Origin of the sequence: Alteromonas halophila (assembly GCF_014651815.1) — a bacterium.
GTDB lineage: Bacteria > Pseudomonadota > Gammaproteobacteria > Enterobacterales > Alteromonadaceae > Alteromonas > Alteromonas halophila.
Window position 1 is genome coordinate 250,787 of the sequence record NZ_BMXP01000002.1, and the last position, 22,100, is coordinate 272,886.

Annotated in this window: 15 protein-coding genes; 10 read left to right on the forward strand and 5 right to left on the reverse strand. The window is 51.5% G+C overall.

Features of this window, described 5'->3' with window-relative positions; all coding sequences use genetic code 11:
* Nucleotides 1-7 precede the first annotated feature (7 nt).
* A complete protein-coding gene (locus tag IE054_RS05150; RefSeq protein WP_189404050.1) occupies nucleotides 8-1,111 on the forward strand; it encodes a PQQ-dependent sugar dehydrogenase in 1,104 nt (367 codons plus the stop codon).
* A gap of 234 nt (nucleotides 1,112-1,345) precedes the next feature.
* Here the strand turns inward: IE054_RS05150 and IE054_RS05155 are convergent, their stop codons facing one another.
* A complete protein-coding gene (locus IE054_RS05155; protein ID WP_189404052.1) occupies nucleotides 1,346-5,971 on the reverse strand; it encodes a chemotaxis protein CheB in 4,626 nt (1,541 codons plus the stop codon).
* 165 nt (nucleotides 5,972-6,136) lie between these two features.
* Here IE054_RS05155 and IE054_RS05160 point away from each other — a divergent pair, with 165 nt between their 5' ends.
* Nucleotides 6,137-6,907 (forward strand): META domain-containing protein, encoded by a 771-nt coding sequence (locus IE054_RS05160; RefSeq protein ID WP_189404054.1) that lies wholly within the window; start codon nucleotides 6,137-6,139, stop codon nucleotides 6,905-6,907.
* Nucleotides 6,908-6,984: 77 nt separating this feature from the next.
* Here the strand turns inward: IE054_RS05160 and IE054_RS05165 are convergent, their stop codons facing one another.
* Both IE054_RS05165 and IE054_RS05170 read right to left on the reverse strand, forming a co-directional pair.
* On the reverse strand, nucleotides 6,985-9,060 hold the full coding sequence (locus IE054_RS05165; RefSeq protein WP_189404056.1) for a S9 family peptidase: 2,076 nt from the start codon (nucleotides 9,058-9,060) through the stop codon (nucleotides 6,985-6,987).
* An 85-nt stretch (nucleotides 9,061-9,145) separates the two neighbouring features.
* Nucleotides 9,146-9,493, reverse strand: a complete 348-nt coding sequence (locus IE054_RS05170) for an Mpo1-like protein (protein ID WP_189404058.1) — start codon at nucleotides 9,491-9,493, stop codon at nucleotides 9,146-9,148.
* Between the two features lie 176 nt (nucleotides 9,494-9,669).
* Here IE054_RS05170 and trxA point away from each other — a divergent pair, with 176 nt between their 5' ends.
* Complete coding sequence (gene trxA / locus IE054_RS05175) at nucleotides 9,670-10,551, forward strand: thioredoxin (RefSeq protein ID WP_189404060.1); 882 nt, start codon at nucleotides 9,670-9,672, stop codon at nucleotides 10,549-10,551.
* 62 nt (nucleotides 10,552-10,613) lie between these two features.
* On the opposite strand, the gene IE054_RS05180 is transcribed toward trxA, so the two are convergent.
* Nucleotides 10,614-11,027: a hypothetical protein gene (locus tag IE054_RS05180; RefSeq protein WP_189404061.1), complete on the reverse strand. Its 414-nt coding sequence runs from the start codon at nucleotides 11,025-11,027 to the stop codon at nucleotides 10,614-10,616.
* A 169-nt stretch (nucleotides 11,028-11,196) separates the two neighbouring features.
* Here IE054_RS05180 and IE054_RS05185 point away from each other — a divergent pair, with 169 nt between their 5' ends.
* From IE054_RS05185 to IE054_RS05210, 6 genes are all read left to right on the forward strand, one after another.
* Nucleotides 11,197-12,366 carry an aminotransferase class V-fold PLP-dependent enzyme gene (locus IE054_RS05185; protein WP_189404742.1) on the forward strand — a complete coding sequence of 390 codons (1,170 nt, stop codon included), beginning with the start codon at nucleotides 11,197-11,199 and terminating at the stop codon, nucleotides 12,364-12,366.
* Between the two features lie 5 nt (nucleotides 12,367-12,371).
* Entirely contained in the window at nucleotides 12,372-12,560 is a 189-nt protein-coding gene (locus IE054_RS05190) for a DUF2065 domain-containing protein (RefSeq protein ID WP_189404744.1), read from the forward strand.
* A gap of 129 nt (nucleotides 12,561-12,689) precedes the next feature.
* Nucleotides 12,690-13,988, forward strand: coding sequence for an adenylosuccinate synthase (locus IE054_RS05195; RefSeq protein WP_189404063.1), 1,299 nt, complete (start codon nucleotides 12,690-12,692; stop codon nucleotides 13,986-13,988).
* A 179-nt stretch (nucleotides 13,989-14,167) separates the two neighbouring features.
* Complete coding sequence (locus IE054_RS05200; protein WP_189404065.1) at nucleotides 14,168-15,574, forward strand: aldehyde dehydrogenase family protein; 1,407 nt, start codon at nucleotides 14,168-14,170, stop codon at nucleotides 15,572-15,574.
* Nucleotides 15,575-15,589: 15 nt separating this feature from the next.
* Complete coding sequence (locus IE054_RS05205) at nucleotides 15,590-16,006, forward strand: VOC family protein (RefSeq protein WP_189404067.1); 417 nt, start codon at nucleotides 15,590-15,592, stop codon at nucleotides 16,004-16,006.
* Nucleotides 16,007-16,147: 141 nt separating this feature from the next.
* Nucleotides 16,148-16,414: a DUF7218 family protein gene (locus IE054_RS05210; RefSeq protein ID WP_229805009.1), complete on the forward strand. Its 267-nt coding sequence runs from the start codon at nucleotides 16,148-16,150 to the stop codon at nucleotides 16,412-16,414.
* A 39-nt stretch (nucleotides 16,415-16,453) separates the two neighbouring features.
* On the opposite strand, the gene IE054_RS05215 is transcribed toward IE054_RS05210, so the two are convergent.
* Complete coding sequence (locus IE054_RS05215) at nucleotides 16,454-18,439, reverse strand: TIR domain-containing protein (RefSeq protein ID WP_189404069.1); 1,986 nt, start codon at nucleotides 18,437-18,439, stop codon at nucleotides 16,454-16,456.
* A 173-nt stretch (nucleotides 18,440-18,612) separates the two neighbouring features.
* Here IE054_RS05215 and IE054_RS05220 point away from each other — a divergent pair, with 173 nt between their 5' ends.
* The gene (locus tag IE054_RS05220; RefSeq protein ID WP_189404070.1) at nucleotides 18,613-22,059 is read left to right on the forward strand and encodes an ATP-binding protein; all 3,447 of its coding nucleotides are present in this window, start codon (nucleotides 18,613-18,615) and stop codon (nucleotides 22,057-22,059) included.
* The last annotated feature ends 41 nt before the right edge of the window (nucleotides 22,060-22,100 follow it).

Below are 22,100 nucleotides of genomic sequence, written 5' to 3' on the forward strand. Positions count from 1 at the left end.
GGGAGCTATGAAACGCGTTTTAGCAGGATTATCAATCGCAGCGCTTGCATCACTGGCGGCACAGAGTGTCGCCAGTGATTCAGTGAATGTTGACGAGCTGGCTACCGGGTTGTCTCACCCCTGGGGCATGGCGTTTTTACCCGACGGTCGCATGGTGATAACAGAGCGAACAGGCACAATGCGCCTTTACTCGCCTGACGAAGGCGTCAGTGAACCGTTGACGGGTGTACCAAACGTTGATGCAGTCAACCAGGGCGGGCTGCTGGATATTACGCTTGATCCAAACTTCGCTGAGAATCAGACCCTTTATTTCTGCTACAGCAAACCGGGTCAGGACGGTAACAGCTCAAGTGTCGCAAAGGCTGAGCTGCGTAATAACGCACTGCATAATGTGCAAAACATCTTCACCGCACAGCCGCTTGTCGATAATGGCTTTCATTTTGGATGCCGGCTGGCCTTTGATCGTCAGCAGCATCTCTTTATAACGCTGGGCGATCGCTATAAATACATGGATGAAGCGCAAAATACCGATAACCATTTTGGTAAAATTGTGCGGGTCCACACAGACGGCAGTGCGCCCGATGATAACCCGTTTATTGAGGGGGATGCGCCAGAAATCTACAGCTATGGTCATCGCAATGTTCAGGGGCTGACAGTCCATCCTGAGACCGGCAAGGTGTGGGCGATGGAGCATGGACCTAAAGGCGGTGATGAGGTCAATCTGCTGGAGAAAGGGGCTAACTACGGGTGGCCTGTTATCACGTATGGTATCGACTATGACGGCGATATTATTTCGGATAAGACGCACAAAGAAGGCATGAAACAGCCTGTGCTGTACTGGGACCCCTCTATTGCGCCCAGCGGTATGGTGTTTTATGACGGCGAGCCCTTTGCTGACTGGCAGGGAGATTTACTGGTTGGTGCGCTTAAGTTTACCCACCTTCGTCGTATTGAGATGGAACAGGGGGCGCCTGGTGACCAGCATGAATACCTGAAAGATCGCAAAGAGCGCATACGCGACGTTGATGTGGGGCCTGATGGGTATATCTATTTGCTCACTGACGCACCAGACGGGAAGTTGCTCAAACTGTCACCTGCTGAAAAACAGTGAAGTGCAGACGGGCAAACCCGGTTTGTCGTTCAGCTGGTGAGGGGCTGGCGTGGTGGTAAAGCAATGCATAAAAAAGTGCATAGGTGGGTGCGTTACGCCCCTTCGTCAGCGAGAACAACTGTCACTGCAGGGCAGCACTGCCATGCGGTGTCATCAGGCACCCTGTCAGGCGTTATAGTACTTAGTACAGTGTGAAGCGCTGTGTATGCAGATCGTATTGCATCACCGTGCTGTTTACTGGGTCAGTTGACTGGCAAAGCGTTCCAGTTCAGCCAGAATAATTTCCAGTTGTACTGGTTTATTAAAGTGCCCATCGAACCCTGCTGCTTTGGTACTGCGTCGTGCTTCCTGATGCCCGTACCCGGTGATAGCCAGAAACAGCGTGCCCGCAGTTAGTTGCGGCTTCAGATGCTGGATGAGCTCGGTGCCGCTCATATCAGGCAGACCAATGTCCAGAAGCGCAACGTTGGGAGCAAACGATGCGCATTTGTCTATGGCTTCCTGCGCAGTGTTGAACACTTCAACTTCACAGCCCTTCAGGCTTAGTATCATCGCCAGACCATCTGACACGGTTTCATTGTCATCTACCAGCATGACACGCAGCTTATTAAGGTTGGAAAAGTCGTCGGCAGCTTTCGCTGACACTTCCAGTGTCGGTGTGTCACCACTGCCAATTGGCGCCGATGTGATAGGCAGGGTGAGCGAAACGCAGGTGCCCTTATTTTCGCCGTCACTGAAGATAGAGACGTTACCGTTGTGCAGTTCAGCAATCTGTTTTACCAGCGATAGCCCAATTCCCAGACCATTATTGGCCCGGGTTTTCTTGTCCTTAATCTGCTGAAATGCTTCAAATACTTTTTCCCGGTAACGCATGTCCAGGCCAATACCCGAGTCAACGATATTGATGACCAGACGGTCCTCATTGCGCACCATTTCGACCTCAATCGATCCGCCTTCGGGCGTAAATTTAGCCGCATTATTAATGATATTGTTGATCACCTGCTGGATCCTGACGCGGTCCAGGTAGGTGATAATCACTTCGTCAGGCAATGTCAGTCGCATAGACTGTTTATTCTGTTCAATCGAGGAGGTGAAGTTTTGAATTACCTCTTCAAGCAGCGTATTAACATTCACCGACGATTTTTCAAGCTTCACTTCGCCGCGGGATATGCGGGTCAGATCCAACAACTCATCAAGCAGCGATGAAACCAGGCTCACATTGCTTTTCATGGTGCCCAGTGCCCAGTCGAGCTTGCTGCTGTCATGGTCAATAATTTGCACTGCGGCACTGATAGAGGCCAGCGGATTGCGGATCTCATGGCCCAGCGTCGCTAAGAAGTCATTCTTCTTATCATTCGCTTCCTGCAGCTCTTTAACCGCAAATTTGAGTGAGGATTCCAGTTTTCGCTGGCGGGTAATGTCAGTCACCATGCCGATCATCTTCACCGGTTCATCCCCGTCAAACAGCACCTGACCATTCGCTTCAATCCAGGTCAGCTTTTTCGTGATCTGGCTGATTACCCGGTACACCGCATGATAGTGGCCGTCACCTTTAGGGTCCCTGGAAGCTGCAATCGCATCAGAAACTGCCTGGCGATCGTCTTCGTGCATCGCCTGATAGAAATCTTCAACCGTTACCTGATTGCCGTGTATTCCCCAAACATTATCGAGCATCTGATCCCAGTCGATATACTGCTCAGAGAAGACCCACTCAAACGAGCCCATGTGGCTTGAGTCTTTGGCAATACGCAGACGGTTTTCGTTGGCCCGTAATTCCTGCTCCATGCCCTGACGATGTATGGCCACGGACAGAATATTGGCTGCTGACATCAAAAAGTGGATATCTTCGTCGTTAAAGACGCGTTTATGCTTGGTATGAACACTCAGTACGCCGTAGGGGTGGCTGCCATATTCAATAATGCAACTCATCCCACTGGTGATTTTGTGCTCGTTAAGCAGATCAGAACCTGAGAACCGTTGTTCACTTTGCAGGTCTTCCACAATCACTGGCTCGGTTGTCGACAATGCAAATCCTGCCTGGGACGCATTTTTCGCAGGCACCGTTACTGTGCCTACCAGACCACTATCCCAGCCTATCCCAGCAGTCATCAGCAGATTATCTTCATCAGGCTGGTATTTAAGCACTTTGCAGAAATCGACATTAAGGGTATGAGATACTTCACGGACTAACTGGTCCATGAGGTTTTCCGTGTCTTCTGTACTGAGGGCCTTAATGCCCAGTTTGGCAATGACAGCATGCTGCTCGCTGCTGGCCTTGAGCCGATCTGCGGTGGTTTTGAGACTGGTAATATCGACAAAGGTGATAACCACCCCATCCACTTTTCGTGACTCTGTCTGGTAGGGCAGGATCTTACGGTCAAACCACTTGCCATCGGCATGAATTTGCTTCTCGCTGGCCTCGAGACTGTCTAATACATGTTTTGCTTCTTCCAGCGTGTGTTCATCGATCAGGTCCCGGCAAACTTCACTAATTGGCTGATCGATATCCTGTGATCCAATCCTTAGCAGGCGTTCGGCGGCAGGCGTATAGCGCTTAATCTTAAACTCGCTGGAAAGAAAAATGGTAGCCAGGTTGGTACTGCCAAAAAAGTTTTTGATGTCATCATGGGTGGTCGAGAGTTCATCAATTTTGTCTTTCAGTTGCGCGTTGACCGTCGTCAGCTCTTCATTCAGTGAGCGCAGCTCTTCGGTACTTGCTTCAAGCTCTTCATTCGACGACTGCAGTTCTTCGTTTGTCGATAAGGCTTCTTCATGGGCGGCTTTAAGCTCTTCTGTGCTGGTCTCCAGCTCTTCTACCGTATTTTGCAGCTCATCTTTAGTTTCGCGCAGCTCACGTTCCATCGCATCAATCATTGAATCCTGGTCATGATGACTGACCAGGTCCGAAGTAAACCCCGACTCTGCGGGTTTGTCTGCAATTTCTTCGAAGGTAATAATTACGCTACCTTCACCCCGTCCGCTGTCTGCTGCGGGCGTAATCACGCAGCGGAAGTTTACATGGTCGTGGGTATGTAAAGCCGTTTGCGGGAGGTGAATACTGACCCGCTCACCGGTTTTTTTGGCTTTATAGATTCCACTGCGCATACGGGTTCTAATTTCCGGAAACAGCATGGGGTACAGGTTCAGCGCGGCTTGCCCTTCTTCCGGCAATTGCAAAAACTTATTCACATTGCCGTGGAAGTAGGTAATCGTGTTTTGCTCATTGACAATAATCGACGGCTTAACGGCCGCCAGCAGCGTTTGCTTGTGCCAGTTGTCCTCAGCCAGTTGCCGCTCTTCGCGGCTTTGCTTAGGCTTGCCTCTTTTCTTGTCCTCAAAGAAAGAGGGAAGCTCAGAAGGCAGACGCTGGACATTTTCCCGTTCTCGGCGACTGAAAATACGCCACTTCTTAGACAGGGGGGCAAACACCCGTTTGTAATCACCAATGCTCTCCGAGCTTCCTAAAAACAAGTACCCCTTGGGCAACAGTGAATAGAAAAATGATTTCAGTACGCGCTGCTGAGCAGACTGTTGCAGGTAAATCAGCAGGTTTCTGCAACTGACAAGGTGAAGCTTGGAAAACGGCGGATCAGCATAAACATTTTGCTGTGCAAAAGAGATACAGTCGCGGATACGGCCTTTAACAGTGGCGTAGCCGTCTTCTCCCACATTAAAGTACTTGTGGGTCAGCGTTTTCGGTAGCTCTGAAATAATACTATTAGGATAAACACCGCGCCGGGCGACCTGAATTGCCTCAGCATCTATGTCTGTGGCAAAGACCCGTAGCCCCAGCAATTTGCCAGACTTTTCGATCTGTTCGGTTAATAAAATGGCGATAGTGTAAGCTTCTTCACCACTGGCACAGCCGGGTACCCAGACCCGAACATCCTGGCCTTCGTCAACTTCAGAGACAATGGTGGCAAGCACCTGGCTATCGAGTATTTCAAACGCTTCCCGGTCACGGAAAAAGTCCGTCACGTTGATCAGCAGGTCACGCATTAACGCATTACGTTCTTCAGTATTCTGGCGGAGTGAGTCCAGGTATTCCCCGGCGTTGTGCAGACCAAGCAGGCTCATACGGCGATAAAGCCTGCGTTTTACGGTGCTGTCTTTGTACTGACTGAGATCAAAGTTTTCCTGTGCTTTTAGCAGCGCACGGATGTTGGTCATATCATTTGCCGGAGCAACATCGTCTTCGTCAAAGTCATGGTAGGGATGCGACGCATAATCGAGCAACAGATCAGGAATGTCTTCCAGCGGCATGGTTTCGTCGACAACACCTGCCAGAATCGCGGTTTTGGGCATGCTGTCGTATTGTGCACTGTCTGGGTTCTGGACAATGGCCAGTCCACCAGCTGCTTTTAGAGTGCGCAGGCCTGCTGTGCCGTCGCTACCTGCACCCGAAAATACCAGACCGACCGCTCGTGATTTGTAGTTGTTAGCCAGAGAGCGAAACAGGTGGTCAATCGCCATTCTGGAGCCCAGTTGATCTTTTTGCTCGGTAATATTCAGCGTATAGCCGTCAACTTCAATGTACTGACCCGGCGGAAGAATGTACGCATGGCCTGGCTCAATTTTTTCATTGTGTTTTGCCTGACTACAGGGGAATTCGGTTTCACGCTCCAGAATTTCTGACAGTAAACTGTCATGATTCGGGTCCATATGCTGAGCAACAATGAAAGAGATTGGTATGTCGTTGTGGACGGCTTTGAAAAAGCGTTTGAGGGCTTCCAGTCCGCCAGCCGACGCCCCAACACCAACCACCAGATGGGCGTTGTTCTTTTTATTATCGCTATCGCTCACATCGCCCTCTTTGGCACTGAAAATACTATCGACGAAAGAGTAGCAAGTGCCAGTCATTGCGTCCAATCAATTCCCTGCTGCTTTGTTCATCGAAGGCAGCAGGACTTGCTACAGGAAACATGTAAGAATAACGAAATCGTCACATCGACGTATCCTGAACGTGTATTCTGTACTCATTCGCGGCCTTGCAACTTAAGGTATGACAACATTAAGGAAACTTGGATGCAAAGATCAATCAGTGTAGCGCTGGCTTTACTAATTTGTATCGCCGGCTGTGCCAGTCAAGGCGAAAATAGCAACCACAGGACACCCACATCGGCATCTTCGGTAACAGAAGATGGGACACCCACCTCGTCGACCCGACAGCAAGGCAAAACACCCTCCTCTTTGTCAGAGGGTGTATGGCGGGTTGAGCGTATTGATAAGGAGGAGGTCGTTGATGGCAGTGGTGTCACCTTAGATCTTTCACAGGCTGGGAGTGTGAGCGGCTCAACCGGGTGTAACCGCTATACCGGTGAGCTTGATGCATCTGACGGCCGGTTTCGCACTGGTAAACTGGTAACGACCCGGCGCGCATGTGCTCCTGCGATTGCGAAGCAGGAAGCGCAGTTTCTTGAGGCGCTGGAGGCCTCGGTCAGCTATGGCATGAAAGCAGGCACTGGGTTGATTCTTAAGGATGACAGGCAGCAGACACGGCTTGTACTGACAGAAGTTGTGTCGGCTGACAATGCACAGCAGCTCCCGCAGGATGGTGCGTCACGTCAGATTATTGCGTTTCATTGTGAAGGCTTTGGCATAGTGGGCGTTCGCTTTCTGGGCGCAGATACAATTGAATTGTCAATGAATGGAAATACCAGTGTGTTGCCCCGCAAGGTGACGGCATCAGGTGCCCAGTATGCCGACGATAACCTGGTGTTCTGGAACAAAGGCGATGAAGCGCTGCTGCGAATTGCAAAGCAGGACTATCAGTGCCAGCGCAAAGAGAATAAATAGAACGTGGCGCAGAAACAGGCCAGGCAGCAATAAAAAGGGAGGCAAATGTGCCTCCCCATATTCATTTCATTGCTGAATTACTGTTCCTGGTTGTCGGTTTTATAACGTTCAAACCAGGCCAGAATATTGCCCACTTTCTGGATAAGACGTGATGGTTTACCGGCAATACCGTGAGGGGAGCCCGGTATACGCACCATGGCAGCGTCTACACCTTGCAGGCGGAGGGCCTGATAGAATTGCTCTGACTCGCTGATTGGCGTGCGGTAGTCGGCTTCACCCGTTAACAACATGGTGGGTGTCTTAACATTGCCGACCAGTGATAATGGGCTGCGATCCCACAGTTTATCGGCCACTTCCCAGGGCATATCTGACATCCAGTACTGACTAAAGAAAGGATACGCATCCGCCGTCAGTGCAAAACTTACCCAGTTAATCACCGGCTTGGCGACCACGGCAGCACGGAACCGGTCAGTTTTACCCACAGACCAGGCTGTCAGCACACCGCCCCCAGAGCCACCGGTAATGAAAAGGTTGTCCTTATCAATAAAGCCTTTGTCAATTGTCGCGTCGACCACATCCATCAAATCATTGTAATCTTCTGACGGGTAATTGTGGTGAATAAGGTTGCCAAAGTCTTCGCCGTACGAAGAGCTGCCGCGAGGGTTTGACCATACCACCACGTAGCCCTTTGCGGCCATTAACTGAATTTCCATAGAAAAATGGGGGCCATAGGCTGCGTGCGGGCCGCCGTGGATTTCCAGGATAAGTGGATACGACTTATTTTTGTCAAAATTCGGCGGATAGGCAATCCAGGCGTCGATGTCGCGGTCATCCACAGACGAGGTAACGTCCATGGCCTCAACCTTCGCCAGATTGAGGTGACCCAGTGCATCTTCGTTGAGGTTGGTCAGGGTTGTTTGCTTGCCACTGCGGGTTAGTAGCGCTAAATCTGCCGGTTGCATACTGTTTGCTTTGGTATACACAATGTCGCCCTGCTGGCTTAATGCAAACTCCCCCGATGTGTAGGGGCGTCCCAGCGATTGCCCGCCGATTGCAATATCCAGCGCCTGAATTTCACCATCGAGATTGACCCTGGCCAGACGCGTATTGCCTTTATCCTGATACGAGAACACCAGCGTGTTACTGTTTTGTGCCCAGACATAGTCGCCAATGCTGCGGTCCAGACCAGTAGTGATTCTTGTGGTGCTGTTATCACTTAAATCCATGATCACAATGTCGCCATTCTGGTACGACAACTTGCGATCATTAAGCTGCATAAAGGCCAGTTTTTTACCGTCCGGGCTTATTACCGGGTTGCCCTCCGGCCCTTCGATGTCTGTGACCTGTGTGACGTCAGCGGTATCAATGCTGACTTTATAAATATCACTGACCAGCGGATGCAGAGCATAGTTTTCATCACGTTGGGCTGAAAAATAAATGCTTTGGTCGTCGCGGCTGAAATTCAGGCTGCCCGAGTTAGGATAATTCCCGGTCGTCAGCTGACGTGGCGTGCCCCCTTCAACACCCAGAATATAAATCTGATTGTGGCCATCGGGGAGATACCCGGCACCGTCGGCGCGGTATTGGGTTCTTTCAATGTAGGTTGCAGGCTCTGCCCAGGTCGCTCCCTTTGGTTTCGCGGGCATATTGGTAAACAGACTTGCGGGTTTTGACGGTGTAAACATGGTAAAGGCCAGTGTTTTACCATCGTGAGACCAGGTTATATTGCCCGGGCTGTGCTCCAGATTCGTCAGTTTTGCCGTGCGGTCACTGTCAAGATAGCGTACATAGAGCTGCACTGAACCGCCAGCATCTGACAGATAGGCCAGCTTGCTGCCATCAGGGGACAGGGCGGTCGCAAAGGCATTCGCACTGTCTGCCATCAGTGGCCGGTGAGACATATCATCCAGGTTTACCTGCCAGACGCTGGTGCGCGTGCTGTCACTCATAATGTCAGAAGAGCGACGCTCATAAATGACACTGCTGCCATCAGGGGAGAATTGCGGTGCAGCCGGGTACTCCAGGTTAAATGTATCTTTGTAGTCAAGAGTGGTCGGCAACGCCGGCGTGTCATCTTTTGCCAGCGCGGCCCCTGTAAACGCAGCAAATGTCGCTGCAACAAGCCCCGGTAGCGCCCTATAGTGATGTCGCATAGTGTATCCTTCTTGGTAGTGTCGGCACACCTTGTATCTGCGCTGAATGCAGGCACGCCGTGTTCGAACAACAAGTCATTCGTGCTTAATGATGCGCATTCCCTGAACGCAGAGAAAGGCGGCCCGACAGAATATCTTTAAACATTACCCAGTCACCCATCAGGCTGTACAGCGGGTAACGAAATGTCGCCGGCCGGTTTTTTTCGAAAAAGAAATGTCCGACCCAGGCGAACCCATAGCCAATGACCGGCAGCAACCATAGCCATACCCATTGTTGCGTGACAATCGCGAAGAGCGCGACCGCCAGCACCAGCCAGGAGCCAATAAAATGCAGCAAACGGCAGGTGGGATGGTCATGTTCGCTGAGGTAATACGGATAAAATTCGCGAAATGTATCAAAATCTTGTGACTGATCAGTATCGTGTGAAGTCATGGCAGGCTCCCGCAGCATGTTACAGGAAGGTTAACACCATATTGTACAGACAGCCAAAAATTGCATAAGGCTGTCTGTCGCTGAAACAACGCAGGCTGTCGTCCGTAATGGGTTGTATTTTTAGCTTACGCGCCCCATATTCCGATACAACGAAAATTAAGGTAAAGGCAGATTTCATGGATAATTTAGTAGACAGTGCCTCAATGGGGGCGTCCGCCAACATCGTCGATATCACCGTAGAAAATTTTCAGCAGGTTGTGCTGCAGGAATCACAGCATAAGCTGGTTATGATTGACTTTTGGGCTGACTGGTGCGAACCCTGCAAAGATCTGCTGCCGATTCTGGAAAAGCTGGCTGCGGAATATCAGCAGCATATGATCCTGGCGAAGGTTGACTGTGAAGCTCAACAGGAGGTCGCTGGTCAGTTCGGTATTCGCAGCCTGCCTACCGTGATGCTGGTGAAAGACGGCCAGCCAGTTGATGGGTTTGCCGGCGTTCAGCCAGAAGCGCAAATTCGGGAAATGCTGGCGAAATACTTACCTGCGCCGGAAGATGAAGCGTTACAGGAAGCCGCGCAAAAGGCACAGAGTGGCGACTATCAGGCGGCATTTCCGTTGGCGAAGCAGGCGTTTGACCTTAACCCTGACAACATCGATGCTAAATTTCTGTATATCGACTGTTTAGTAGAGACGGGTTCAGTCAATCAGGCAAAGGACCTGCTCGAGCAGGTCAGAATGGTCGATCAGGATCAGCGTTATCAGGCGCTTGCTGGCAAAATCGAGCTGGCTGAACAGGCTGCGGATTCACCGGAGATACGTCAGTTGCAGGAGCAGGTGGAATCAAATCCCGATGACTTGCAGGCTAAAATTAATCTTGCGGTGCAACTGCAGCAGGCTCACCGTGTTGATGAGGCTTTGTCATTGTTATTCTCGGTGCTGGTAAAAGATTTAAATTTCGGTGACGCCCGCAAAACCACGCTGGATATGATTAATGCATTGCCAGATGGCGATCCGCTTAAATCTGAATATCGCCGTAAAGTTTACGGGTTATTGTACTAACCGCTCTGCGGTCACCAGACTGTAAGCCTGAATGCTCACAGGCGTTGGTGGTGAGGTAATGGTCAGGGTTTGAAGCCCTGATCTGCCAGCCAGTTTAAGGCTGAAAAATACGTGGTAAAGTATTCACGCTGGTAATCACCGACATCAAAGGTCTGGTCACCTGAGGGATGCGTTCTCTCCAGTTGCGCACGTTTTATCATGCCAGGGTCAAGGACATAAGCGGCGCGCTTAAGCCCGTGCTCAATATTGAATTTTATAGCATTGCTGAGGCAGTTCTGGCATTCCGGTGTGGAGAGTACCCAGCGTCTGCCATCCATGAGTGCAGCCCAGGGCGCCCCTTTAAATAAACGCACCATATCCTGCATATCCACGACCATGGCTTCGGCTGTTTTCAGATTCCACGCACCTGTCGCGAATACCTCAAGCACATTGCCGGAAATATCCAGAGTGTAGTTACCGTACCGGGGAAATCGCATTGCGTTTATCCTTGCATACTGCCCGCCAATAGGAGTCTGAAAGTAGTTATAGCAGATATCGAAAAACAATGCGTTGTATATGCATGGCAAAACGCAACTGGTCAGTGGACTGGAATACTGGTCAAAGTCTGATAAAGTGCGAAGCGGAATTTTCACACTGTATATCACCATGTACCAACACTTTTACTCTCGCTTTTTAGCGGCCAATCAGGGCAAACAACATTACGCCTGTCACAGCCATTATTACTGGCCGGATGTGACCCGGGAAGCGATGTTGCAATACTGGGACGACAGCGCAAAGCATGTTGACGATAAATGGCAGGTGTTTTTTTCTGATGTCGTGCCGGCATTACAGGCATCGATCAGCGACATACTGGGGACGGATGATCCGGCACAAATTGTGTTTGCGCCGAATACACACGAGCTGGTCTACCGCATACTGAGCTGCTTTGATTTTGGCAAACCACTCACTATTCTCTCCACCGACAGTGAATTCCACAGTTTTCACCGACAGGCAAACCGGCTGGCCGAGCATGAACATGTGACGCTGGTATCGACGTCCAGCATGCCGTTTGCTACGTTTACCGAGCGCTTTATCCAGCAAATCAGGGACACCCACCCCGACGTCGTTTTCTTCAGCCAGGTCTTTTTCAATTCCGGCTTCGCGGTTGAGGACATCCAGACTATTGTTGATGCCATCGACAATCCCAACACCATCATTGTTATCGACGGCTACCACAGCTTTATGGCGCGTCCGATTGATATCAGCAAGATGCAGTCTCGGGTCTTTTTTCTTGCCGGCGGGTATAAATACGCCCAGGCCGGGGAGGGCGTGTGTTTTGCCCACGTGCCGCCAGGCTGCACACTGCGACCGGCTCACACCGGCTGGTATGCCGAGTTCGGCGCGCTGGATAAGCCACGCGACGGGCAGGTGCAATACAGCCAGGATGGCATGCGCTTCGCCGGCGCAACCATGGATTTTAGCGCCCTGTATCGCCTGCGTGCGGTTTTCAAGCTGCTAGAGGATAACAACATCACCGTGCGCGATATTCACGAGCATGTATCGTCGCTGCAACGCGTATTTCTTGAAAAACTTGACGAATGTGGACACCCACAGTTAAACCGCGACAACCTGCTGGTTAAGGACACCCACAATCGTGGCCACTTCCTGACCTTCCAGCTCCCTGATGCAGACACCACCGCAGAGCTTGCTGCCTGGTTGCGTAAGCAGGGGATCTTTACCGATTACCGAGGCGATCGCATACGTTTTGGGCTGGGGCTGTACCACACTGCCGACAGCATTGATCTGACATGCCTTAAGCAACATGCAGGGGTGTAATGACGATGGAATGGCTGTGGGCTGCACTGGCATTGGTATGCGTTATTGAAGGGCTTGGCCCGCTATTGTTCCCGGATCGCTGGCGACTGTATCTGTTAAAGATCAGTCAGCAGCCTTCGAACCAGCTACGCCAGGTTGGCGGGGTATTCGTTGTGATCGGTGTTGTGACGCTGTATTACCTTTCAAGTCACTGAAATCCCGAAAACTTCCTGAAAATTCAACGCGCATTGAATGGATTGCGCTGATTTTTTGCGCATAAAACAGATGATCACACGGCGATAATTTTGTAGAATCCACGCCTAATTTTTTAACACATATGATTCATGGCAAAGAACGTTGTGGTACTCGGCACCCAGTGGGGTGACGAAGGCAAAGGTAAAGTTGTAGATCTTCTCACTGATCGCGCAAAGTATGTGGTCCGCTATCAGGGCGGTCACAACGCCGGTCACACGCTGGTAATTGATGGTGAAAAAACCGTCCTTCATCTCATCCCCTCAGGCATTCTGCGCGATAATGTAAGCTGCATTATCGGCAACGGCGTGGTGTTAAGTCCCGAAGCGCTGATGAAAGAAATCACGATGCTTGAAGAGCGTGGTGTGCCAGTAAAAGAGCGCCTGAAAATCAGCGAAGCCTGCCCGCTTATCCTGCCGTATCACATTGCACTGGACGTGGCCCGTGAAAAAGCCAGGGGCAGTAAAGCAATTGGCACAACAGGGCGCGGAATTGGTCCGGCTTACGAAGACAAAGTGGCTCGCAGAGCATTGCGGGTTGGCGACTTGTTTAATGCCGAAGACTTTGCTGCCAAGCTGAAAGATGTGCTGGACATCCATAACTTTACGCTTACGCAGTACTATAAAGAAGAGCCCGTCGATTACGACGAAACCCTGAAGCAGGCGATGGCCGTTGCCGACATGCTGAAAGCCATGGTTGTTGATGTGACCGACGAGCTGGATAAGGCACACCAGGCCGGGCTGCCAATTATGTTCGAAGGTGCACAGGGTACACTGCTGGATATTGACCACGGTACCTACCCCTATGTGACGTCATCGAACACCACTGTAGGTGGAGTTGCAACCGGCGCGGGCTTCGGCCCAATGAAACTCGACTATGTGCTGGGCATTGTTAAAGCCTATACTACGCGCGTAGGATCGGGCCCGTTTCCAACTGAACTGGACTGTGACGTCGGTCAGCACTTAGGTGTAAAAGGCCATGAATTCGGCGCGACAACCGGACGTAAGCGCCGTACCGGCTGGTTTGATGCAGTAGCAATGAAACGCGCGGTGCAGATTAACTCGATCACCGGTTTCTGCCTCACTAAACTGGATGTACTTGATGGGCTGGATACGCTGCAAATCTGTATCGGATACAAAGACGCTGACGGCAATGTCAAAGATGTGCCGCCCATGGCAGCAGATGGTTATGATCTGGTTGAGCCGGTGTATGAAGAAATGCCTGGCTGGAGTGAGTCAACCTTTGGTGTGACCCGTTACGAAGAGCTGCCCACCGCCGCTAAAAACTACATTCAACGTCTGGAACATATTACCGGGGTGCCGGTGGATATTATATCAACCGGACCAGATCGTAATGAAACCATAGTGTTACGTCACCCCTACGACGCCTGATCGCGGTCAGGATCACAGTAGATCCATAGCTTATCCCCTGATTTATCCACAGCCTGCTTAATGCAGGCTGTTTTCGTACAGCGCTTGATTTTTCAGGCTTGCCAAGGTGCTGACACTCCTCTATTCTCAACTGCTCAGGTTAACTTACCACAGCGTCTCTACAGGAGTGTTTTCGGATCATGATCCCTACAGCACAGGCCGAGTCGGATCTGGCGATCCCATCAATGCAACCATTACTTGATAATCTCAACGCCGTTTTTGCGACGGGCAAAACCCGTTCGCTCGACTGGCGTCGCCAGCAACTTAATGCACTGGAGTCGCTTGTCAGTGATAATGACGTCGCTATTCAGCGGGCGCTGAAAAGTGATCTGGGAAAATGTGAAATGGAAGCCTGGGCGTCAGAAATTGGATTTTTGCTGAGCGATATTGCGCATACCCGCAAACACTTGGGAAAGTGGAGTTCACCGCGTAAAGTCGGTACGCCGCTTGTTGCGTGGCCTGGCAAGAGTTATCAATTACCAGAACCACTGGGAACCGTGCTGATAATCGGCGCCTGGAACTACCCACTACAGCTGACGCTGGCGCCATTTGTGGCCGCAATAGCAGCAGGTAACTGCGCGGTCCTCAAACCTTCTGAGCTGGCGCCTGCAACGTCTGCAGTTATCGCTGAGCTAATACCAAAATATTTAGATAGCTCAGCCGTTGCCGTGGTTGAGGGGGGCAAAGATGAGAGTACTGCGCTGCTTGCCTGTCGCTGGGATCATATCTTTTATACCGGTGGGGAAGCAGTAGGAAAAATAGTGATGCGGGCTGCCTCAGCGCATCTGACACCGGTCACGCTGGAACTAGGTGGGAAGAGCCCCTGTCTGGTTGATAAACGTGCCGATCTTAAGGTGACAGCCAGACGCATTGTGTGGGGGAAATGGATGAATGCCGGGCAGACCTGCATCGCACCGGATTATGTGCTGGTAGAGCAGGAGCATGTGGACGCATTTGTCGCCGCGATTAAAGCGGAATTACATGCCCAGTACGGCGAGAATCCCCTGCAGTCTGCCGACTATGGAAAAATCATCAACGCCAGGCATCTGCGCCGTTTACAGAGTTATGTTGAAGAAGTAAGTGTTCACTATGGTGGAGAGGTCGACGAAATGGCGCTTCGTATGGCGCCGACGCTGGTTGTCGATCCGGATCTGCAAAGTGATCTAATGCAGGAAGAAATTTTCGGGCCGGTGCTGCCCATCATTCCTCTGGCGTCCCTGGAAGATGCGATAGAAACAGTCCGGGCACGTCCTAAACCTCTCGCGTTGTATTTGTTTACCAGTGACGATAAGTTGCAGCAACGGGTACTGAGTCAGTGCAGTGCAGGCAGTGTCTGTGTGAATGATACCATGCTGTTTATGACCAACCCTGAACTGCCGTTTGGTGGGGTTGGTAACAGTGGAATGGGAAGCTACCACGGGCGTGCCGGGTTTGATACATTCAGCCACCTCAAATCTGTAATGCGACGCGGATTTTCTTTTGACGTCGCGTTCCGCTACCCGCCGTATACATCACTCAAGCGTAGTATTCTTAAGAAATTACTTTAGGAAGGAGAAACAAGTATGCCGCAACCGTTCCATCTGGCAATACCGGTGATTGATCTGGCTGCATCAGCCGCGTTTTATGGTGAACTGCTTGGCTGTGAACGCGGGCGCAGTGATGCGCACTGGATTGACTGGAATTTTTTTGGTCATCAACTGGTGACGCACAAAGTCGCGGCAATGCCAGAGGAGCCGGCACCCAATCAGGTTGATTCACACGCAGTGCCAGTGCCGCATTTTGGTGTGGTGCTCGATATGGATGACTGGAAGGCACTGGCGCATCGGCTGGAGACGGCGGGGGTGGCGTTTATTGTCGAACCCTACCTGCGCTTTGTTGGACAGCCAGGTGAACAGGCCACAATGTTCTTTCGGGACCCCAACGGCAATGCATTAGAACTCAAGGCGTTCGCTGATCCCGGGCAACTGTTCGCAACCTGAGATTTCTGCAGGGGCACTGCCATCTTCAAGATGGCAGCAAACACACTGACTTCTGAACGCCAGATGCAAATGTTTCGTAGTTAATTACGGATACTCACCGTTACTGGTGGGCGAGCCTTCAATATCCGGCACATGAGGTGAATGATGAGCAGTAAGCATGGTAAACAGATTAAGGATGACAGCCGCTACGAAGCATTGCGTGAGCAGGGTTACAGTAAAGAAAAGTCTGCCCGTATTGCCAACGCACAGGCCAACACGTCATATTCCCCCTCTAAAAAAGGCGGGAAAGCATCTCCGTATGAGGACCGCACTAAACAGGAGTTGTATGACAAGGCGAGGGAAATCGGCATTGAGGGACGTTCTAAAATGTCGAAAAACGAGCTGATTGAGGCACTTCGTAACCACTAGATCGTGGAGAGCTAATCAGCGAATAAACACCCACCTTCCCTAGACGGTTTCGGTTTCTTTTACTTCGTAAATTTCCAGCCAGCTGGCTGTTTCTGTGATCGATTCTGCAGTGAGGTCCCGCAATAACTCGTCAAGTGCTTTAAGGCGCACTGGCTGCGTTGATAGCTGCTGCAACCGGTGGTTGTAGCCCAGTAGTGTTTCCCGGGCACTTAACGAGCGCTGGGCAGAAATATCGAATTCCGCATGATTACGTATGGCAAATGCGGTGGTGCCTAATACCGGAAACCAGGCCGCGAGCACGCCACATACCTTGGAGATAAGATAATAGCGTGCGGGCAACAGGCCGCTCGCCACTTTAAGGCACACTATTACAATGGTGGCAGCAAACAGGCGTTCACTGATACGAGCCAGGCGTCTGCCCATCAGGTTCATAGCGATGGCGTTACGTGTGTGATACTGATACTGCTGCGCTATCCACTGGCTGCGGATCACGCTAATGACCTGATCTAAATAGTTGTGATTAACTTTGTAGCCTGAAAAGCCGATGTAGCGCAGCACGGTTTCGGTATACAAATAGGCCCAGCACCGCTCGGGCCTACCATGACCCAGCAAATTACGGCTAACCACCTCTTCGTTGTCGCAGTAGCGGCGCATAGGAAAATGGCTGCCAAGCAACGACAAAAATAAGCTGGGCCTGAGAAACTCAGCAATACAGCGGTACTCAAGCCACCGATCATGCAACTTTTTATGTTTGTCGCGTCTGAACAGCCCGTAAATTAACAGCAGCAATGCCAGTTCCACAGCGGCGCAATACGCGGAACTGTTGCCATAGATCGCGGGATCCGAAAGTGCAATTGCCAGCGCAGCCACAATCAGTGCAGCAGCGCCCAGCAAATAAATAAACACAAAGGTGCTGCGATGTTGTGCGGCATAATAGCTTGCCAGTCTGTCTGCGCGAAGGTATGCAGCAAAATAACCATGACTGGCGACAGACTCAACAGGCCCGATATCGGCTTTGCTTTGTGCCATCACTTTTGCCTGATCGGGAAGGCGATCGCGGTGACTGGCAGCTACTTTGTCGATGGCATTGGGGGAAGTAAAAAACCGCTTGAGCAGCGCAAAACCGTGTTGGAGCGGGCTGAATTTCGTGGTCTTTAACCTGATGGGACCGTCATCGTTAAAGTCCGGTTGTTGCTTTGGCGATAAGGCCAGACACGTTTCACTGGCAAATGCTGAAAAACGCGCCAGCACCTGTTGCGTAAGCGGATCCTGTTGCCCGTTTTCGGCGCAGGTTAACAGCGTATCGAATAACAACACATGCCCGAGCCAGTCATAAAGCGCATCTTCCGAAAAAGTTTGCTGCCTAACCTTGCCCTGATGATGGTGTATAAAATACATCGCATCAGGATTTTCGCTATCAATCCAGATAACCGGTATTTTCTGAGCTAACGCCAGATTCACGGTCCATGCAGTGCCGTAACCTGGCCGCTCTTTGCCATCATACAGGGCAACGAGCAGGTCGCAGTTTCTCACCAGGTTCTCTGCACAGTCACGATAAGCAAAGTCACTTAGCCGACGATCACCGTCCAGCTCCAGCACACGCGATTGAGGCGTATTAAAACCGGCTTTTTCAAGTAGAGCGTAATAGGATTGCTGGCTGGTGGCATCAAAGTCGCGGGCATATTCGTCGGCACTGAACGGAAGAATACAGGCTAGCTCATAGGCCTCTGCGACCAGTGCCGGCTCGATGAGCAGTCTGTCAGCGCCGTCAGCCATCGAAGAAATTAAACGTAATAGTGGTGGTGCGTCTGCATAAAGCGAAGCGGCATTAGGATGCTGATGACAGCGGGAAAGCTGAACGTGAAGCTGGTCATACAGGTGCGAGATGCGGGCAACCAGCTCCGCATTGTCAGCCCGTATATTGGCATTTTCCCGATGTCCGGCTACCGCCACACGCAGGGTCATGGGTACCAGTGGGTTCTCGGCGAATCGGGCATACTGATCCTGTACGTTATTTTTATTCATAGTGTCATCCATTCACTGACTGATGATCGGGCGCAGTTATTATTTAAGACCTAAAACGTGAATTTGTCAGAGTGATACGACAAATATTCTTCGCGGTAATCGCAGGCGGCAACTATGCTGAAGTACAGTTTTTGTACTACGCTAACTAACTCGCGTAGCGCGGACCGTTCGTCATGCATACCTGCAATCTGTTTGTGTCATCACCCGGAGATGTGGCCCTGGAGCGAACACTTATCGCAGGTGTTGTAGAGCGATTGCGTCGCGTGTTTGGGCACCGCAGCAAGCTGACGCTTACCCTGTGGGAAGAATTGCCACTTGAAGCAAATACGTCCTTTCAGCCGCAACTTCCCGATCCGGCTACCATGGATATCTTCATACTGATCCTGTGGCAGCGTATGGGGACGCCACTGCCACAAGAGGCTATCCCGCCCACCTTTAAGGGGCCAATGACCGGTACAGAGTTTGAGTTTTTTTCGGCTCTGAAGGCTCAGCAACAATCTGGACAGCCATCGATCATGGTGTACCGGCGCATGGACAATGCTGGTAAGTATGCTGATGAAGTGAATGCGTTTTTTGCCACGCACTTTGTCGATGACAGCCAGTGTGTACGTAAGGCCTTTCATACCTACGCCACTATTGCTGAATTTGAGAGCCTGGCTGAAAACCATCTGTACCGCTGGCTGGACAGCCACCTTCCGCACCTCAGCGAAAAGGAGATGATCCAGGAGCGGCAGTGGTACAGCGGCAACCCGTTTCAGGGACTGAAAGCGTTTCGTTTTGAACACGCCAGTGTGTTTTGCGGGCGAAATGATGCAATAGCGGAAGCTTTGGAAAAATTGAAAGTGAAAATGCAGGCTCATCAGCCCTTCTTGCTGATTGTCGGCATGAGTGGTTCGGGTAAATCGAGTGTCGCCCGTGCAGGGGTCCTGCCGGCGCTATATAACGCGCCATTTCTGCCCCGCGATGGGATGCTTGGCAGAGGTGTAATGTGCCCTGCTGATGTCGAAGGCGATCCGTTCAAGGGGCTGGTAGCTGCGTTGTCAGCGCAAAGCGCCGGCTCATTGGTCTCTAGTCATGACATACCACGCCTGGCGAAGTTGGCAGCACAGGCGCCTGATGACTTTATCTCGCTGGTAGACCAGGCAATGGCCAACAAGCCACCACCGTTTCATCTGGTACTGCTGATTGATCAGCTTGAAGAGTTATATATTTCTGCCGCTATCGATGGTCCGACACAAAAGCGCTTCTCAACCCTGATCAAGCGCCTGGTGGAATCGCTGCATATCATCGTTGTGGCGACATTACGGAGTGACTGCTATCACCTTTTAGGTGGCTCTCCAGCTTTTATGGCAATGAAGCAGCAAGGCGGCCAGCTCGATCTCACGCCACCCACGCTATTCAATCTGCGCCAGATGATCACGATTCCCGCGCACGCCGCGCGGTTGCACTTTGAAGCTGGCGAACATGGACAGCCACCGTTAGATGAAGTGATTGCCGAGAGTGCAGCCTGCTCACCGGAAAGCCTGCCGCTACTTGAGTTTACTCTGTCGCAACTGTATGAAAGCCGCACCCCCAGCGGCATGTTGACCTTCAAACAATACAACGCGCTGGGCGGCATTGAAGGCGCGATAGCCAGTCACGCGGAGGCGGTCTTCAGCCGCCTCAGTGACAAGGTGCAACGCTGTTTCGCGAGTGTATTTAATCAACTAATTAATGGCGATACCAATCAGCGATACCTGCGCAAATGGGTGAGCCACAAAAAGTTAAATGTGGATGTCCATGCAGGGCAGCTGGTGGCAGCATTTTTGGCGGCGCGCTTGCTGGTCAGCGAACGCAACCCCGATAATGTTGATGTCGTCGCGCTTGCGCATGAGTCGCTGTTTATCCACTGGCCACGGCTTGTCGAATGGCTGAAAGTAAACCGCAGTCTGCTGAATATTCGCAATCGCATGTCCGGACAGGGACAGCGCTGGCTTGCTGCCGGTAAGGATCCGGCCTTGTTGCTCAATCGCGGTAAACCACTAGAAGACGGTAAGGCATTACTCAACAGTGACCTGACTCTGGATGAAGATCTTAAACGCTACGTTAATGCATCACTCAAGCGGGTCGCTCGGGCTCGGCGGCTGCAGTATGCCGCTATCGTCGCCTTGTTTGCTATCACACTGATTGCTCTCGGGGCGTCTTATTTTGCCAGGCAAAATCAGTTAGCGGCAGAGCGTAACTTAGCGAAAAGTCAGGATCTGATTGAGTATCTAATTGACGATTTGCACAGCCAGCTCGAAAAGGTAGGTCGACTGGATGTGATGCAATCTATCGGTGAAAAAGTTATGGATTATTTTGCATCCATGGCACCGACCGAAACAACGGCAGACAGTCTGCGCAACCGAACCAAAGCACTATATCAAATTGGCAGTGTCTACATGGAACTGGATGCGGCAAAACAGGCTGTCAGGGCCTTTCAGCAAAGCCTGGAACAAGCCAGGGCACTTACCCGGCAGACGCCCGACAAGTATACCTTTGTGTTTGAACAAGCGCAGGCAGAATTCTGGCTAGGCTATGCTTACTGGTCGTCGAATGAGCTGGACCGCGCAGAAGCACAGTTTATTAGCTACCGGGATACTGCTACCCGACTGGTAGCGCTGCGTCCTGACAGCCCCTCAGCGATGATGGAGGTGGCATATGCCTACTCAAACCTTGGCACGCTGGCGGATACCCGGGGCGAAATCGACGAGGCTATTCAGAATTTTTTGCAGGCGGCGGCCACGACGGTCAAGGTGGTGGCGCTTACACCTTCCGACATGGACGCCATAGCAACGCTGGCAGATATTTATTCGTGGCTGGGCTCGGCCCACGAAAAGCAGCTAAAACTCACCCAAGCATTAAGTTTTTATCGCAGTGAGCAGAAGCTATTCAGCCGCATTCAGCAGCTCGAGCCAAGCTATCAGTCTCGTGTAAATATTGTTCTTGCCAACAATCGCCTGGCAAAAATAGAGCTATTTAGCGGCAATGTCGACAACGCTATCGCGACGTACCAGGACCAGCTTGCCAGCATGCAGCAGATCGTTGACTACGACCGTAATAATCGAAACTGGCAGGAAATATTATCCGCCACTCACGCAGGACTTGGCGAGGCGCATATTCTTGCTCAGGATCTAGCTGCTGCCCAATATCACCTGGATAAAAGTTTCGCCATCGACCCTGAGATACCGCAGCAAAGCAACCGCTACTGGCGGTCAGCTTTTTATCAGCGCCACTACTGGTACTGGCGGTTGCTTATTGCGCAGACTAAGTATCAGCAGGCCAAGTCCTATGAGCGCGACCTGTTTGCCACCGATGATCCCACGGCGCAGTTGTGGCAGATGCGTATTGCCAGCTACCGTCGACAATCGGTAGACGCACTGCCCGACACTGCCGCGAGTCCATACCATCTTGTTGCATTGCTTGAGCAGGCGCTGCTCACACAACGCACAGATGTGCTCATGTCGATGGTGGCGCGCGTTCCACCTTCACTGTGGAATTACCCTGAGTTAGTAAAGCTAAAGCCAGGCATCGATACACGGCTTACCTCGCTGCCACCCGCGCGGAGGCAGGCGAGCCATTCGGCTTGGCCAGAGCATTAACGCTTAAGCCTGCCTCCGTGATCCCCAACAAAGGAAACAAC

Coding starts and splice junctions, on each gene's coding strand:
- IE054_RS05150 (WP_189404050.1), top strand. CDS start 8: ATGAAACGCGTTTTAGCAGGATTATCAATCGCAGCGCTTGCATCACTG.
- IE054_RS05155 (WP_189404052.1), bottom strand. CDS start 5,971: ATGACTGGCACTTGCTACTCTTTCGTCGATAGTATTTTCAGTGCCAAA.
- IE054_RS05160 (WP_189404054.1), top strand. CDS start 6,137: ATGCAAAGATCAATCAGTGTAGCGCTGGCTTTACTAATTTGTATCGCC.
- IE054_RS05165 (WP_189404056.1), bottom strand. CDS start 9,060: ATGCGACATCACTATAGGGCGCTACCGGGGCTTGTTGCAGCGACATTT.
- IE054_RS05170 (WP_189404058.1), bottom strand. CDS start 9,493: ATGACTTCACACGATACTGATCAGTCACAAGATTTTGATACATTTCGC.
- trxA (WP_189404060.1), top strand. CDS start 9,670: ATGGATAATTTAGTAGACAGTGCCTCAATGGGGGCGTCCGCCAACATC.
- IE054_RS05180 (WP_189404061.1), bottom strand. CDS start 11,027: ATGCGATTTCCCCGGTACGGTAACTACACTCTGGATATTTCCGGCAAT.
- IE054_RS05185 (WP_189404742.1), top strand. CDS start 11,197: ATGTACCAACACTTTTACTCTCGCTTTTTAGCGGCCAATCAGGGCAAA.
- IE054_RS05190 (WP_189404744.1), top strand. CDS start 12,372: ATGGAATGGCTGTGGGCTGCACTGGCATTGGTATGCGTTATTGAAGGG.
- IE054_RS05195 (WP_189404063.1), top strand. CDS start 12,690: ATGGCAAAGAACGTTGTGGTACTCGGCACCCAGTGGGGTGACGAAGGC.
- IE054_RS05200 (WP_189404065.1), top strand. CDS start 14,168: ATGATCCCTACAGCACAGGCCGAGTCGGATCTGGCGATCCCATCAATG.
- IE054_RS05205 (WP_189404067.1), top strand. CDS start 15,590: ATGCCGCAACCGTTCCATCTGGCAATACCGGTGATTGATCTGGCTGCA.
- IE054_RS05210 (WP_229805009.1), top strand. CDS start 16,148: ATGATGAGCAGTAAGCATGGTAAACAGATTAAGGATGACAGCCGCTAC.
- IE054_RS05215 (WP_189404069.1), bottom strand. CDS start 18,439: ATGAATAAAAATAACGTACAGGATCAGTATGCCCGATTCGCCGAGAAC.
- IE054_RS05220 (WP_189404070.1), top strand. CDS start 18,613: ATGCATACCTGCAATCTGTTTGTGTCATCACCCGGAGATGTGGCCCTG.